Origin of the sequence: Acinetobacter sp. SwsAc2 (assembly GCF_013391465.1) — a bacterium.
Classification (GTDB): domain Bacteria; phylum Pseudomonadota; class Gammaproteobacteria; order Pseudomonadales; family Moraxellaceae; genus Acinetobacter; species Acinetobacter johnsonii.
Genome location: NZ_JACBEZ010000001.1, coordinates 71,836 through 85,868, shown reverse-complemented (window position 1 = coordinate 85,868; position 14,033 = coordinate 71,836). Strand labels below are relative to the sequence as shown.

At 41.4% G+C, this 14,033-nt stretch carries 16 protein-coding genes and 1 pseudogene; 8 read left to right on the top strand and 9 right to left on the bottom strand.

All coding sequences use genetic code 11. From position 1 onward, the window contains the following. Window positions 1-32: 32 nt before the first annotated feature. Window positions 33-851, top strand: coding sequence for an exodeoxyribonuclease III (locus tag HYI04_RS00415; RefSeq protein WP_062031929.1), 819 nt, complete (start codon window positions 33-35; stop codon window positions 849-851). Between the two features lie 451 nt (window positions 852-1,302). Next, window positions 1,303-1,653 (top strand): Spx/MgsR family RNA polymerase-binding regulatory protein, encoded by a 351-nt coding sequence (locus HYI04_RS00410; RefSeq protein WP_087011903.1) that lies wholly within the window; start codon window positions 1,303-1,305, stop codon window positions 1,651-1,653. 49 nt (window positions 1,654-1,702) lie between these two features. Here the strand turns inward: HYI04_RS00410 and HYI04_RS00405 are convergent, their stop codons facing one another. After that, on the bottom strand, window positions 1,703-2,140 hold the full coding sequence (locus HYI04_RS00405) for a DUF2147 domain-containing protein (protein WP_058951520.1): 438 nt from the start codon (window positions 2,138-2,140) through the stop codon (window positions 1,703-1,705). 155 nt (window positions 2,141-2,295) lie between these two features. Between HYI04_RS00405 and HYI04_RS00400 the strand changes: the two genes are divergently transcribed. Continuing rightward, window positions 2,296-3,207: an alpha/beta hydrolase gene (locus HYI04_RS00400; RefSeq protein WP_062031922.1), complete on the top strand. Its 912-nt coding sequence runs from the start codon at window positions 2,296-2,298 to the stop codon at window positions 3,205-3,207. A gap of 72 nt (window positions 3,208-3,279) precedes the next feature. Here HYI04_RS00400 and HYI04_RS00395 read toward each other — a convergent pair whose 3' ends face one another. Next, window positions 3,280-3,846 (bottom strand): FMN-dependent NADH-azoreductase, encoded by a 567-nt coding sequence (locus HYI04_RS00395; protein WP_039890677.1) that lies wholly within the window; start codon window positions 3,844-3,846, stop codon window positions 3,280-3,282. A gap of 246 nt (window positions 3,847-4,092) precedes the next feature. Between HYI04_RS00395 and HYI04_RS00390 the strand changes: the two genes are divergently transcribed. Then, a complete protein-coding gene (locus tag HYI04_RS00390; protein WP_178895751.1) occupies window positions 4,093-5,325 on the top strand; it encodes a GGDEF domain-containing protein in 1,233 nt (410 codons plus the stop codon). Here the strand turns inward: HYI04_RS00390 and HYI04_RS00385 are convergent. From HYI04_RS00385 to HYI04_RS00365, 5 genes are all read right to left on the bottom strand, one after another. After that, the gene (locus tag HYI04_RS00385; protein WP_178895750.1) at window positions 5,322-5,960 is read right to left on the bottom strand and encodes a glutathione S-transferase family protein; all 639 of its coding nucleotides are present in this window, start codon (window positions 5,958-5,960) and stop codon (window positions 5,322-5,324) included. The genes HYI04_RS00390 and HYI04_RS00385 overlap by 4 nt on opposite strands. An 18-nt stretch (window positions 5,961-5,978) precedes the next feature. Beyond that, complete coding sequence (dsbD, locus tag HYI04_RS00380; RefSeq protein WP_178895749.1) at window positions 5,979-7,805, bottom strand: protein-disulfide reductase DsbD; 1,827 nt, start codon at window positions 7,803-7,805, stop codon at window positions 5,979-5,981. A gap of 19 nt (window positions 7,806-7,824) precedes the next feature. Beyond that, window positions 7,825-8,595 carry a transporter gene (locus HYI04_RS00375; protein WP_178895748.1) on the bottom strand — a complete coding sequence of 257 codons (771 nt, stop codon included), beginning with the start codon at window positions 8,593-8,595 and terminating at the stop codon, window positions 7,825-7,827. Between the two features lie 14 nt (window positions 8,596-8,609). Continuing rightward, window positions 8,610-9,152, bottom strand: coding sequence for a hypothetical protein (locus HYI04_RS00370; RefSeq protein WP_004978318.1), 543 nt, complete (start codon window positions 9,150-9,152; stop codon window positions 8,610-8,612). Window positions 9,153-9,291: 139 nt separating this feature from the next. Further along, window positions 9,292-9,666: an HPF/RaiA family ribosome-associated protein gene (locus HYI04_RS00365; protein WP_004691760.1), complete on the bottom strand. Its 375-nt coding sequence runs from the start codon at window positions 9,664-9,666 to the stop codon at window positions 9,292-9,294. Between the two features lie 335 nt (window positions 9,667-10,001). Between HYI04_RS00365 and HYI04_RS16835 the strand changes: the two are divergent. The 3 genes and pseudogenes from HYI04_RS16835 to HYI04_RS00355 all read left to right on the top strand — a co-directional run. Then, window positions 10,002-10,200: pseudogene (locus tag HYI04_RS16835) on the top strand (purine permease); the annotation flags it as partial. Window positions 10,201-10,353: 153 nt separating this feature from the next. After that, window positions 10,354-11,085, top strand: a complete 732-nt coding sequence (locus tag HYI04_RS00360) for an outer membrane protein OmpK (protein ID WP_148825311.1) — start codon at window positions 10,354-10,356, stop codon at window positions 11,083-11,085. A 49-nt stretch (window positions 11,086-11,134) separates the two neighbouring features. Continuing rightward, on the top strand, window positions 11,135-11,689 hold the full coding sequence (locus tag HYI04_RS00355; RefSeq protein WP_178895747.1) for a GNAT family N-acetyltransferase: 555 nt from the start codon (window positions 11,135-11,137) through the stop codon (window positions 11,687-11,689). On the opposite strand, the gene HYI04_RS00350 is transcribed toward HYI04_RS00355, so the two are convergent. Further along, a complete protein-coding gene (locus HYI04_RS00350; RefSeq protein ID WP_178895746.1) occupies window positions 11,678-12,184 on the bottom strand; it encodes a DUF1877 family protein in 507 nt (168 codons plus the stop codon). The two genes, HYI04_RS00355 and HYI04_RS00350, sit on opposite strands and share 12 nt — an antisense overlap. A 356-nt stretch (window positions 12,185-12,540) precedes the next feature. On the opposite strand from HYI04_RS00350, the gene HYI04_RS00345 reads away from it, so the two are divergent. Further along, window positions 12,541-13,248, top strand: coding sequence for a phospholipase D family protein (locus HYI04_RS00345; RefSeq protein ID WP_178895745.1), 708 nt, complete (start codon window positions 12,541-12,543; stop codon window positions 13,246-13,248). Window positions 13,249-13,329: 81 nt separating this feature from the next. Here HYI04_RS00345 and urtE read toward each other — a convergent pair whose 3' ends face one another. Next, window positions 13,330-14,028 (bottom strand): urea ABC transporter ATP-binding subunit UrtE, encoded by a 699-nt coding sequence (gene urtE, locus HYI04_RS00340; RefSeq protein WP_178895744.1) that lies wholly within the window; start codon window positions 14,026-14,028, stop codon window positions 13,330-13,332. Window positions 14,029-14,033 lie beyond the last annotated feature (5 nt).

Below are 14,033 nucleotides of genomic sequence, written 5' to 3'. Positions count from 1 at the left end.
TCCGTATTTTCAAATTGAGGTAAGACTTGCGCATGATACCAAAGAGTAGCTATCCAAGTGATCAAAAAATTTTACGTGTGGTTTCAATTAACGTAAATGGTCTACGTTCTGCAGAAAAAAAAGGGATTTTTGATTGGATTGCCACATCAGATGCTGATGTGATTTGCATGCAAGAATCTCGCATCACCCACGAACAATGGACCGATAAATTTAAACCTGAAGGCTGGCATACTCACCTGTTCCCTGCTGAACGTCCAGGGTATGCTGGCACTGCTATTTATAGCCGTTTACCATTTGTTTCAGTTACTGATGGACTTGGTTTTGAATTAGCCGATTCTCAAGGCCGCTTTATTTCGGCTGAGTTTGACTTAGGCTTAGACCAAAACGTGCATATTTGTTCACTCTATTTACCATCGGGTTCTTCTGGTGAAGAAGCACAAGTACGTAAAGACCACTTCTTAGAAGAATACAAACAAATTTTGAAACAATGGCGCGATGAAAATAAATCCGTGATTGTCTGTGGTGACTACAACATCGTGCATAAACGCATCGACATTAAAAACTGGTCAGGCAATCAAAAAGCCTCAGGCTGCTTACCGCACGAACGCGCTTGGCTCGATCATATTTATGATGAACTTGGCTATGTCGATACTTTCCGTGAAGTACGTCCAGAAGCTGAGCTTTATTCGTGGTGGTCAAACCGTGGACAAGCCCGTGCGAAGAACGTGGGCTGGCGCATTGACTATCAAGCGTGCTCACCTGACTGGAAAGCCCGTACAGTCAATGCTTGGGTCTATAAAGAAACATGGTTTAGCGACCATGCACCTGTCATTATTGACTACAAAATCTAGATAAATGTAAATATTTAGCTCATATTCAGTGAACACTTGTTTACTGAATATGAGTTTTTGACCTACATTATCTGCCGTTTTTTGAGTCTTTTTCTGATCAATCAATCAGTGCAATATGTTTCCACGGCAAAGGGACGATGTCAGGATGACAGCACAAGGACAGGACGCCGTAGGATGAAATTAAAACGAACTATGGATATAGTTGGTTTTCAAGGATGTGACAATGGACGTTGTAATGAGACCCGCATGATCAGGATGATTAAATGCGGGTTTTCTCTTTTTTTGTCTCTACTTTTTAATATTTTTTCTTTTTATATTCTATTTTTCTTTGATTTAATTCTAAAACGCTTTTATGACAAGACGATGACGCTATTGGCTTAAATCGCGACACTAGAGCTGCTCTGCTTTTTCCGTTACTCTAAACCCAGCTTAAAATTCAGAAGGGTTTTCCATGTTAAACGTGTATGGCATTAAAAATTGTAATTCAATGAAAAAAGCATTCGACCTACTGAATGAGTTAGGTTTAGCGTATGAATTTCATGATTATAAAAAACAAGGCATTGATGCTACGACTGTCAAAACATGGCTCGATCAGATTGGGGCAGATGTGGTCCTGAATAAGAAAGGTACCACTTGGCGTAAGCTGACTGAAGCAGAACAAGACACTGCTTTAGCTTCAGAGCAAGGACTGATAGATGCTCTCACGACCCATCACAGTCTCATTAAGCGCCCCGTGATTGCAACACCCGATGGTTTTATTGTGGGTTTCAATGAAGATGCAATTCGTGCCTTGAAGGCTTAACAAAAAATAAAAAGCCGAGCAATTGCTCGGCTTTTTTTATTGGATGGGATTAGTTCGCGCGAATCCAAGTTTGGTTACGGCCAAGTGCAGCCACACCAATGTAGCCACGAAGCTCTAGTTTTTTACCACCAGCAGCAATGTTGCCTTTTAATTTATAAGTTTTACCCGTTTGCGGATCTAAAATTGATCCACCGTCATAGCTTGTACCACCCGCGTTTTTCAGACCATGTACAATCGTTAAACCTTTCAACGATTTGTTTTTGTATGGGCCTTCACACTTGGTACAGGCATTTTCTTCACCTGGTGTCAAAATACCTTGAATACTCGCAGTTAAAGTTCCATTTTTTTGCTCAGTGAATTTAACCAAGGCTTTCGCTTGTTTAGTTTTGTCATCAATCGTTTTCCAAACAGTGCCATTCAGCGGATCTGCTGCATGAGCTAGAGCGGTTAATCCTAGTACGCTTAGTGCAAGTGCAATTTTTTTCATTTTTGTCATTTCCCTAGTCTAGTATAGACGACTATCATTATTAAAAAGTCACAACAATTTTTCAATTTTTCAATGTGACCAATTAGTGTAACCTTGTAAATTATGTTGGTAAATACACAAACTCAAGGTAAAACAAATAACAAAATGGAATAACTATGAAGATTGCCGATCCATGGAAACAAATCATTACAGAGCAGTTTTTAAAAACCACGATTCGAACCCCAAGTCGCTTTAGTCTCCCACCCAGTAGTCAGCGTTTTCTTCTTGAACAAATGTGTCGTGCATTTCCGCTCAATAAGTCGATCCAGATTCGTCCTCTACGTCTTGCAGGCCTGCGTGCGGAAGAGTTAAAACCTGAAACTGAAGCCACTCAGCTCATTTTGCATATTCATGGTGGAGCTTTCTTTTTAGGTTCAATGAATACCCACCGTGCGTTTGTCTCAGACCTTGCAGCCAGTACACAAATGCAAGTCATTCACCTTGACTATCCGTTGTCACCCGAACACCCCTATCCTGAAGCCATTGATGCGCTTTTTGATGTTTATCTGCTGTTATTGGAGCAAGGTATACAGGCCAAAGATATTATTTTATCAGGGGATTCATGTGGTGCAAATTTAGCGCTAGCCTTAGCACTACGCATTCGTGATGAGCAACGTCCTCAAGTCAGTGGATTAATTCTACTTTCGCCGTTTTTGGATTTAAGCTTAACCAGTGAGTCTATTCGCTATAACAGCAAGCTTGATGCACTATTATCCATCGAAGCCCTTGAAACAGGCATCGACTATTATGTTCCAGAGCAAATCGACCCCGCCGACCCACTTGTTTCACCTTTATTTGATGATTTAGCAGACCTCCCGCCAACCCTTGTACAAGTCGGTTCGAAAGAAATTCTCTTGGACGATGCCCAGCGGTTTAGAGATAAAGCGACCAAGGCCGGCGTAGATGTGACATTTAAACTATACACAGGCATGTGGCATAACTTTCAAATGTTTAATGCATGGTTTCCAGAAGCTAAAATGGCATTGGATGACATCGCAACGTTTGCTCAAGCGCTTGACCAAGACTAGACAAATTCCGCATAAAAAAAGGTCAGCTTAACGCTGACCAAATGAGGAATCATGGAACTACAGTTATTGTTATTAGATCGCTTGCACCTGCGCTAGAGCTGCTGCAATGGCTTTGTCTTTCAGCTCTGGGCCCATATTCACGCCTTCAGCACGAATGATTTCAACATCGGTCACACCGGTAAAATTAAAGACGGTTTTTAAGAAGCCTTCTTGGAAGTCAACAGGACTATTTTCACCATAGACACCACCGCGACTACTGGCAATATAGGCTTTCTTGTCACCAGCCAAACCGACCGGGCCATTTTCAGTATATTTGAAAGTACGACCTGCAACACTAATGCGGTCAATCCATGCTTTTAAAGTCGAAGTAATCCCGAAGTTATACATCGCTGCACCAATCACCACAACGTCCGCATCTAAGTACTGTTGAATAATACGTTCGCCCAGAGCCGATTGTTCTGCATTTTGACCCATTAAAATTTCTGCGTCTAAATGTGGAATCGGTTGCGTTGCCAAATCCAAATATTCAACCTCAACTTGCGCATGCTTTTCGCTGAGTTGCGAAACAATCGCTTGGCTCAACTGACGAGACACAGAAGCATCCGCCATAATACTTGAATCAATATGTAAAACTTTCATGGGATGTTCCAACATAATCTTTATTGAATAGTTGCATTTTAAAATAAGATTATCCTTAGAATAATAGGCCTATTCAAAACACTATGTTCTAAAAATAGAATGGTCTTTCCCTGCTGAGCTACATACTCAGTTCGTCACCTTTGATACCGTCTTTTTATAAGATTGTGATATGTTGAAAGCAATGTATAAGAAATCAATCACATTATTTAAAAAATAAAGCGGATATATCAAGGATGAAACGATTGAATGAGTTCATGGTTCTCAATATCTAAACAGCTAAGCAACAGCAAACTTTCTCATTATCTACTTGAAGAGGAAGTGATTATGAACTGGGATACCTTGAAAAAGTGTATTTTAATCCTTGTTCTCGGCTGTTGTGTCAATTTGATCTGGTTAGTTTGGGAGACTTTTGTACTGTTCAACTCAGAATATTGGCATGTCGTTAATGTTCAGCTTTTGCGTCACAAATTGGTTATTAATTCCATTTTTTTCATCACGTTATTGGGTTTGATTTACCCTTGCTATGCCCTACAAAAACAAGCTTGGGTACAACGATTCCTCCCTTATATTGCGATTGGAATTTTAATCATCTCACTTTGCTATAACGATTATATGATTGGGGTGTTTAGCCCTGTCACTATGGTGGTCTATATTTGTCTGATCGCTGTCGGTTTGGTGTTGTTTGAGCGAAAGATCGTGTATGCGATGCTAATTCCTGCGACAGGCTTCTTAACCTTCTCAGGCTACCTCAGTTTTATTGATGTGATTCCTTATGCTCCTATTTTTCAGATTGATGGCCAACTCTTTCTCAATGGGTTTTGGCTCCTATCGATGCTGTATTTCGTTATTCCCATCCTAATCACTTGTCTGATTTTATTTGAAATTTTACTTAGCCAATGGCGACATCGTGAACGACTCATTCAACATTTAAGTCAGACCGACCCACTCACCAACGCCTTGAACCGCCGCAGTATTAACCAAAGCTTAGATGAGTTGCATCATGATAAAAATTGCCCCTATGCCATCGTGCTTTTAGACCTCGACTACTTTAAAAATATCAATGATCAATTTGGACATCATATGGGAGATACGGTTCTGATTGCCGTAAGTCAAAAATTAGGCCTTCATTTGCGTGAAAGTGATGTAGTGGGCCGTTTTGGGGGTGAAGAATTTATACTCATTTTAAAGCAGTCCTCTGCCCTTAAAGCTCGTCAAATCGCGGAACGTTGCCGTGCAGCCATTGAAGATTTAGTGATTCAAAATGAAAATGGACGTGCAATTCGCATTACTGCCAGTTTCGGCATTGCCCTAGCGGCGGATAAATTGAAACCGCAACAGCTTTTGGATCAAGCAGACAAAGCACTCTATGCCGCTAAAGCCAGTGGACGTAATCAAATCAAATGCTATTTAGAAATCAATCCCAGTGAGATCAAATATAGCGCCGCATGTGCAGACACACAGCATATTTCACCTAACTAAACTGCTTCTGCCTGTGCCGCGTCGACCCATTGTTTAACCGCAGGATGCTGCATGATGTGTTGCATATACTGCTGGCTGCGTTCGGCTACAGGTAGTGCATAACTCTTGAAACGCATCACTACAGGGGCATAGAAGGCATCGGCTATAGAAAAATCACCAAATAGAAAGGGATGTTCATCTGCACGCTGTGCCCAAATTTGTTCAATTCGTTCAACATCTGCTCTTAATTCAGCATGCTGCGCCCACAAAGCTTGACCCTCAGCTATGCTGTACTGCGCTTGAATATTCATGGGGCATAATTGGCGTAGTGCCATAAAACTACTGTGCATCTCACCACTGATACTCCGTGCTTGTGCTCTCAAATGGGTCTGTTTAGGCCACAGGGCTAAATCTGGATTTTGCTCGGCCAAATATTCACAGATGGCTAAAGAATCCCAAATTTTAAATTCGCCCACATCCAATACGGGCACTTTGGCATTGGCATGAATGAGGGACAGTTGCTCTTTAAAACTGGGATTTGTCGCATCAAAGCGAACCAGTACTTCTTCAAAATCGATGTTAAATGCAGTCAAGACCAACCATGCTCGCATCGACCAACTGGAGTAATTTTTATTGGCAATATATAAACGTTGCATACCCGCTCTCCCTCAGGTTTAAAAACGTTGTAATTGAGCTAAAAGTTCAGCCTCAGTAAATGCACCGGTTAAACGTAAACCACGAATTTCTTGTTGTGAGGCATCTAAGAATAAATAGGTCGGTGGTCCTAAAATATCCCACTGGTTTAAGAGCACTTGATGTGTTGCATCGTAGTGGCTCAAATCTAATTTGATCAAATAATACGGCGCAAGTGCTTGCTGTACCGTTGCCGATTTTAATATACGGCGTTCAATCGGCTGACAAGCAACACACCAATCAGCATAGACATCGATAATGATCTTTTGACCTTTTGGTGCTTGTGCCAAGAGCTGCTTAAACTCCGCTGCTGTCGCTGCCACATGCCAACGCGCAGATGCAGCCACTGGTGCTTCAAAGAAACGCTGACTCTGCTGATATTGGCTATAAGCAATATACGTCCCGCCAATGACTAGAGCCACGATGTACAGCATACGCAATTGGGTTTTATGCCACATCAAACGATACAACACATAAATAATAAAGCTCAAGCCTAGCAGCAGACTCAGTGCTTGCATCCATGTTTCAGAAAGCAAAGGACGCACAAAATACAGCGCTAAAGCCAACATGATGAAAGCAAAGAATACCCGAACCTGATTCATCCACAGACCAGCACGAGGTAATACCTTAGCACCCAGTACGCTTGCCAATAACAATGGTGTCCCCATACCAAAGCCTAAGGTGAACAGCAAAATGGCCCCTTGCCACTGGCTTTGTGTCTGCGAAATAAACAGTAAAGCGCCTGCCAAAGGTGCCGTCATACACGGTCCAACCAACAGCGCAGAGATCATGCCCATAATCGCAGCACTGATCAGGCTTCCACCCTTTTGCATAGACTGGATATGATCAAGTTTATTCACCACGGCTTGCGGCAGTTTAAGTTCAAACAAACCAAATAGATTGAGCGCGAATAAAACAAAAAGAATGCTAAAAGCAATCAGGGTGGATGGCTGTTGTAACCAACGCTGGAAGTTCAAACCTGCAGATGAGGCCACCAAGCCCAAAATGGCATAGACCATGGCCATACTGCACACAAAGACCAAAGCAATCATCCATGCTTTCAGGCCTTTGCTATCGCGAATAATTAAAGAGGTTAAAATCGGCAACATCGGTAAAGAACACGGCGTAAACGCCAGTAATATCCCGAGGCCAAAGAACAGTAATAAACCATAGGCCAACGAGCTTTTGGCTAACTCTTCAGACCAAATTTGGTCTTGCGCAGCCATCGTATCAGAAGCTGTTGCGGCGGGTTCAGCAGTGACTGTGGGGTTGATCGGCTCAAATTGCGGATTCGATTGCGCGGCTAAATCTAACAGTCGTTTTGATCCACCTGCTTGGTCTTGTAGGCTGACCAAACCATTTACATCCGTTTTAAACTCAATGCTTTGCGGTGGATAGCAAATACGATCTTTGGCACAGCCTTGCCAAGTCACCTTATAGGTCTGCGAGGCCTGTGTATCTAAGTCAAATTGCACTTGTTGATAATAAACTTGGGTGTGTCCATAGTTTTCATCATACAGATCATGCGCAGGCGGTAGCTCAAGCTTAAGGGGCTGACCCGCCTGTTGCACTTCAAATTTGTGCTGATACAGATAATACTGTTCAGGGATATTCCAGTGCAGTTGAGCCTTATGCTCAGTCGTGGATTCCACTGTAAATGGAAAAGCATCTTCAGCTGAAAGAAGTGGAGTTTCCGCATGAACGTTTAGGATACTGGCCCAGATACACAGATTGATGATCAATACTGACAGCGCCAGATACCACGTTTTGCCGCTCATCCCCTGTTTCAGATGAAGATGCTTTTTCATAATATGTTCTTTTTTCTAATTAAAATAAGTATGAAACACCAAGGCCTGAATAATAACTTTTATCTGAACCATTTAAGTCAACACCAACACTTGCGTCCAACTGCATCCGATTATTCACCGCATACATTACACCTGTACCGAGCGCATATTCATTGTCTTGACTTTCTGCTTTACGATAAACCAATTCAGAAAAACCGCTGAGTTTATCGGTAAATTGATATTCTAAAGTCGGAATTGCAGAAATGGCCCAATCACTATTTTGCACTTCATAACGCATAGTGATGGATGTCGACACGAGGTCGCTATAATCGTATGCAACCACAGATGACAGACCATAAATATCATCTTCATTGGTGAAACCATCATTACCTGTGGCAATAATCGCTTCAGCCAGTACCGCCATACTCAAGCGTTCATCATCCAAAGGAATCGCCGCTTTCACACCCACACTGACATCCCCCAAACCATCTGTTTCAGACTTATTGCCTGCCACTTTCATTTGTTGCCAAGAGGGCCCAGCCCAACCCAATTGCAATTCGATGTTTTCAGCTAAACCTGTGCGCAATAACATATCTGCATTTAAGCTGGTGGTTTTGACTTTTTCACCATCAGCCGTGGTCGATTCAGCATAGTGCGCATTGGCCAAGCCCTGCTCCCAAGCCAACTGTCCCACAGGCGTAATCCCTGTCCCTATGCCCGAACCTGGGCGGTCAAAGGAAAAATCTGCAGCCATCGCATTCATACTGAACCCAGCGGCTACACATAAACCTAAATGTTTTAATTGCATCATGATGATCTCGCTGTTTAAGCTAATTCTTTTGTCATTTTTGCACCATGCTGACGAAGCAACTCTAAGGTTTGCTTTTCTTCAGCCAATGCTTCGGCCCAATTAATTTCGTCAAATTCACAATCAAAGAATAAATCGCTAATTGAAGATAAAATAGTTAAGCCATCTTCATCTTTGGTGTTTGGATCAACTTTTTCATCCAATAAACGTTTGACCGCGGGCGCACATGCAGCACTTGCAGCATCCCAAAGTGGGCCATAAATTTCTTCTGTATCCCACAAATGCAAGTTTGCTTTGCCATGAATCAGTTGTTCTAAAATGTCTAAATGTACCGCTAGAGTCTGTTGTTTTTCTTGTTCTGACAGCGGTGCGCCTGCTTCATACGCTTCGCAAATCGCTTCCCACCATTTGAATAAGCCATCTGACCAGACAGAAATCACAGGTCCTTTTTCAGGATCGATAAAATTGAGACTTAACCCATCGGTCAATAGACGTTGAACTTGTTGAAGATCTAATTCTTCAAGTGCTTGCACGAAAGCTTGTTGTTGCGCGGTTAACATGGAGATGACGCTCTTCAATTCAGTTTATTCTATTATGCCGAATAAACGGGACATTTGTTATCCGTAATGTTGGATAAAAGTGAGTGCCCAGCATTAAAAAAGCCCCTGATTGAGGGGCTTTTTTTAAATTCGGTGAGGTTTAATCTTCCTCATCATCAACTAGGCCATCATCCTGATCTGCATATACAGGTTGGCCAGCACGTGGTTTATCATTTTTTTCAAAGGTATGTTCTAAACTACGTTTAAGGCGATCGATCGCGCCATGAATCGCAGTATCGACATTATGACCTTTATGATTTACAACCACGGGTTTTAAACCTGCTGGACGCGCTTCAATCATACATTGAATGTCGTCATCTCCGCCTTTATGGCTATTGGCATCACTTAGATGCACTGAAAAGTGGGTAATGCGCTCACTGTGACGTTGAAATTCTTGATTCAGCTCTTCGCGTATATAACTAATTAAACGGTCACTATTTTGAATGTTTTTATCTGTACGGATTTCTATGTTCATAAAATAACATCCTCTCTTTCTTTATTCGACTCTTTTGTTGTACGAAGATTTTTATCTCTTGGTACACTTGTAACTTACTGTTTTAACAGTATTCGACCATCTTCAATTGCTTTGGAATGTAACCTCCATCGATTGAATGATGAACACTTTTGAGTCTGCAGATCTGTGTCCTTCTCCTTTGAATATCGGGCCTAACTGAAAATTATGCAAGTGATATTTTTAAAAAAATATGAAAAGGATACTTATTGTGACAAGCCCTTACTTGCATGGCTAAAAACAGATGGATTTGATTCCATCTTCTACTATTCAGGTGACTTCATTGGCTAGAATGAACAAAAAATCTAGTGATTATGACAACTTCAATTACGGCAGGAATGACTCCAAACATCGATCATTCATTCTTTGCAAACATCCCCCAAATAAGTGCAAACCCTGTTCCATTCTAGGATTCTCCCGAGCTGTATCATGTCGATATTGCTAAATTTATTATTCAATCACCTAACATTTTTTCCAAGAAGGTCCATATCAAATTAAATGTCATGCGTGAAAGGCAACATTAAACCATTTGGTAAAAAAAGTATAAAAAACGGCTCATTTTGATATCTATTTTCCATGACGTTCGTCAAATTTGGCTTTATTTTTGCTTAATAATCGGTATCCTGTATCCGATTTTTTGGGGAAATATTCATGAAACTGACTCAAATTGCTGCTTTCGTAGCATTATCTTCTGCTGCGGCAATCTCTCAAGCTGCGCCGATTTGGCAAGACTTTAGCTTCACTGGTTTATATGGTGAAAACTACAAATCACCATTTGTGACTCAAGACGAAAAACTTGAGCAAACAACCATTACTGCAGAATATGCAGCTGGCTTCAAATATGGCGATTTCTTCGCTTTCGCTGACCGTACCAACAACGATGCTGATGGCAATGAAACTTACTTTGAAGTTGCACCACGTTTCAGCTTAGGTGCGATGACAGGAACTAAACTTGAGCTTGGCCCAGTTAAAGATGTGCTAGTTGCAACGACATGGGAAGGCGGTGAAGGTTTCAACAACTACCTCTATGGTATTGGTTTTGCCTTAAACGTGCCATATACACAGTATGCAAACATCAACTTCTACAAAGCAGATAATGACCTGACTGATGATGATTATCAAATGACCATCACCTATGCAGTACCGTTCAAACTTGGTTCTGAAGACTTTTTAGTTGATGCCTTCCTTGACTGGTCAACTGCTGAAGATGACCATGCAAGCGAGTTAAACTGGACTAGTCAGTACAAATGGAATGTAGGTAAACACATTTCTCCAGATACACGCCTATACGTGGGTATCGAGCACTCAGTTTGGAATAACAAATACGGCTATAAAGGCGTTGACCAAAATGACGTAAGTGCGTTAATCAAATACCACTTCTAATTCACTTTTGTGAATATCCAAAAGCAAGACTTCTGTCTTGCTTTTTTTTATGCAAAAGCAGCATGATACCCCTACCAACGCATACAACCTTGCCTTCATGTCTTTTCTCATTCGTCCAGCCACTGAACACGATCTGCCCGAGATCCAAAACATTTATAATGCAGAAGTCTTATATGGTATGGCCACTTGGAATGAACATACCTATGATCTAGCGCATTTCCAAAAACAGCTACAACACTTTCAACAGAATCAATTTCCATTTTGCGTGGTGGAAGACCAAGAAACGCAGGCCATTGCAGGCTTTGCAGACTATGCCACCTTCCGTAATTTTTCAGGCTATCGTTATACCGTTGAGCACTCGATTTATATTTCACCCAACTATGCCCGTCAGGGCTTAGGTCAACAGCTTTTAGCGTATTTGATTGAACAAGCAAAAATGCAGCACATGCATGTCATGGTTGCAGGAATAGACCACGCCAATCTGGCTTCAATTGCTTTGCATGAAAAGTTTGGCTTTGTACAAACTGGCTATATGCCCCAAGTCGGACAAAAGTTTGGGCAATGGCGTGATCTGGTGTTGATGCAACTGCTGTTAAATCAGTGAGGTCGGGACTAAATTGTCACTGGTGACGCTGATCACGGCATAGGTATGCTTGGCCGCATGTTCATAAAAGTTTCTGAGCTGAGCAAAGATTAAACTCAACTCAGCAAATTGCAATTCAATCGATTCGCTCTGGATGCCATGTTCCTGTTCTAAGCGTTTCAAACATGTGGTTTGCATATGTTTTTTAAAGTCATCGATAGCCAGTTTTTCTAAAGCCTCTTGGACTTCAACGACACGAACCGCGGTGTTATAACGTACCTCTGTAAGTTGTTTTTGGCGCTCTGCCAAGTGATGCTCGGCTTGTACACTCAAAGCAAGTAATGAAGTGCCAGACTTAAAACTGCCTTGCAATAAGGTCTGTAAGATTTTCCAGTTTTTACCTAAAAGCAGATGCGACTCGATGTGCTCCGAATTCAGCACATCGTCGATAGAAATAGATTCTAAAATCAATGTTTCCAAAGCATTGGGGCGAATACTTAATAATAATGTGTCCATATGGCAGCTCTTATTTTGTTGTTGCTTTGCATTAGCTTAACGCGTCTAAAAGCAGATCGCTCAATCAATTTGTATGAGTAATTTTTCATACAAATTGAAAGATGACCAACCTTTACTTCCAACCCAAAGACCGACCAACACAGACTAAAACTTACCCCTCCTCGCAGATGTATATATTGAGACTCAAACATTCGAATCCCCAAAGGAGTTTTCGGTTTTGACTGGATGAGGACAGAACACCATTGTGATATTTTTCAGCTTGATGAAAAAATTCAAATTACACGTCTAGATCATGCCTAACCAAGTATTTATGCGTTAATATCTCATTTAATTATTCAAAATAATCAGAGGGTTCAATGGCAAAATTTTTAAATACGAGCGGTACTAATTTTTTTCTTGAAGAACTCATCAAAAATGCCAAAGAGCGTCTCATTTTAATTAGTCCTTATCTCCGTTTAAATGACCGAATTAAGGAACTGCTAGAAGATAAAGATCGTCTCAAAATTGATATTCGTATTGTTTATGGAAAAAGTGATTTACATCCAGACGAAATTAAATGGATGCAAAAGTTGGATTATGTTCGCGTTAGCTTCTGCAAAAACTTGCATGCAAAATGCTATATCAATGAAAGTGAATGTATTATTTCAAGTCTAAACCTTTATGAGTTCAGCCAAGTCAATAACAATGAAATGGGGATCTTAGTCCGTAAGTATGAAGATAACGAAGTCTTCAAAGATGCTTATGAGGAAGCTCAACGAATTATCCGTATTAGTGATGAAATACGTATTACTCTAGATGAAGTAAAAGCTGAGGCTTCTCCAGTTTCAGAGATGAAAGAAAGCGAAGAAGAAATAATTTTTACCAAACTAACGACTGCAAAACTCGCAGCAAAAGTTGGAATTAAAACCCCAGACTTATTAGAAAAATTAGTCAATAAAGGCTATTTAAACCTTACAGAAAATGGAAAACATTTTCTTACCGATTCAGGAAAAGCTATTGGTGGTGAGTTCCGAACTGGTCAGTATGGTATTTATTTTTTATGGGATGAAAATACTGAGATTTAAAAACAATAAATCCCTCCAAACCTCCCTTTTAAAAGGGAGGCTTCCCCCTCTCCCTTTGGAAGAGGGGGATAATAAAAAAGCTTAAATCGCTACCAATTCTCGAATACCTTTTGCAGGCATTTCACAGCCTGCCCCTTGTGCAATCACTTGCCCACGGGCCATGACGGTATATACATCGGCCAGCTCCTCGGCAAAATCATAAAACTGCTCGACCAAAACCACCGCCATGTCGCCGCCATCCGCCAGTTTACGAATCACTCGGCCAATGTCTTTGATAATAGAAGGTTGAATGCCTTCTGTAGGCTCATCCAAAATTAACACCCGAGGCTCTGATGCTAAAGCACGCGCAATGGCCAGTTGCTGCTGCTGCCCCCCTGATAAATCCCCGCCTCGGCGGTGCTTCATTTCATCTAAAATTGGGAAAATTTCATACAAATGCTCAGGCACTTTTCGAGTTTTCACCCCCTTAAACTTGGCCATGCCAATCAGGATATTTTCTTCGACAGTTAAGGTTGAAAAAATATCACGCCCTTGCGGCACATAAGCCAAACCTACACGCACGCGTTGCTCGGGACTCATTTTCGAAATGTCCTGACCATCAAGTAAAATCTGTCCGGACTTAATCGGTAAAATCCCCATTAAACATTTCAGTAAAGTGGTTTTCCCTACGCCATTACGCCCCAGCACCACGGAGCACTCTCCCACAGGGGCCTGAAATGAAACATTTCTTAAAATATGACTGCCACCGTAAAACTGATTGACGTCTTTGACTTCTAACATGGTCG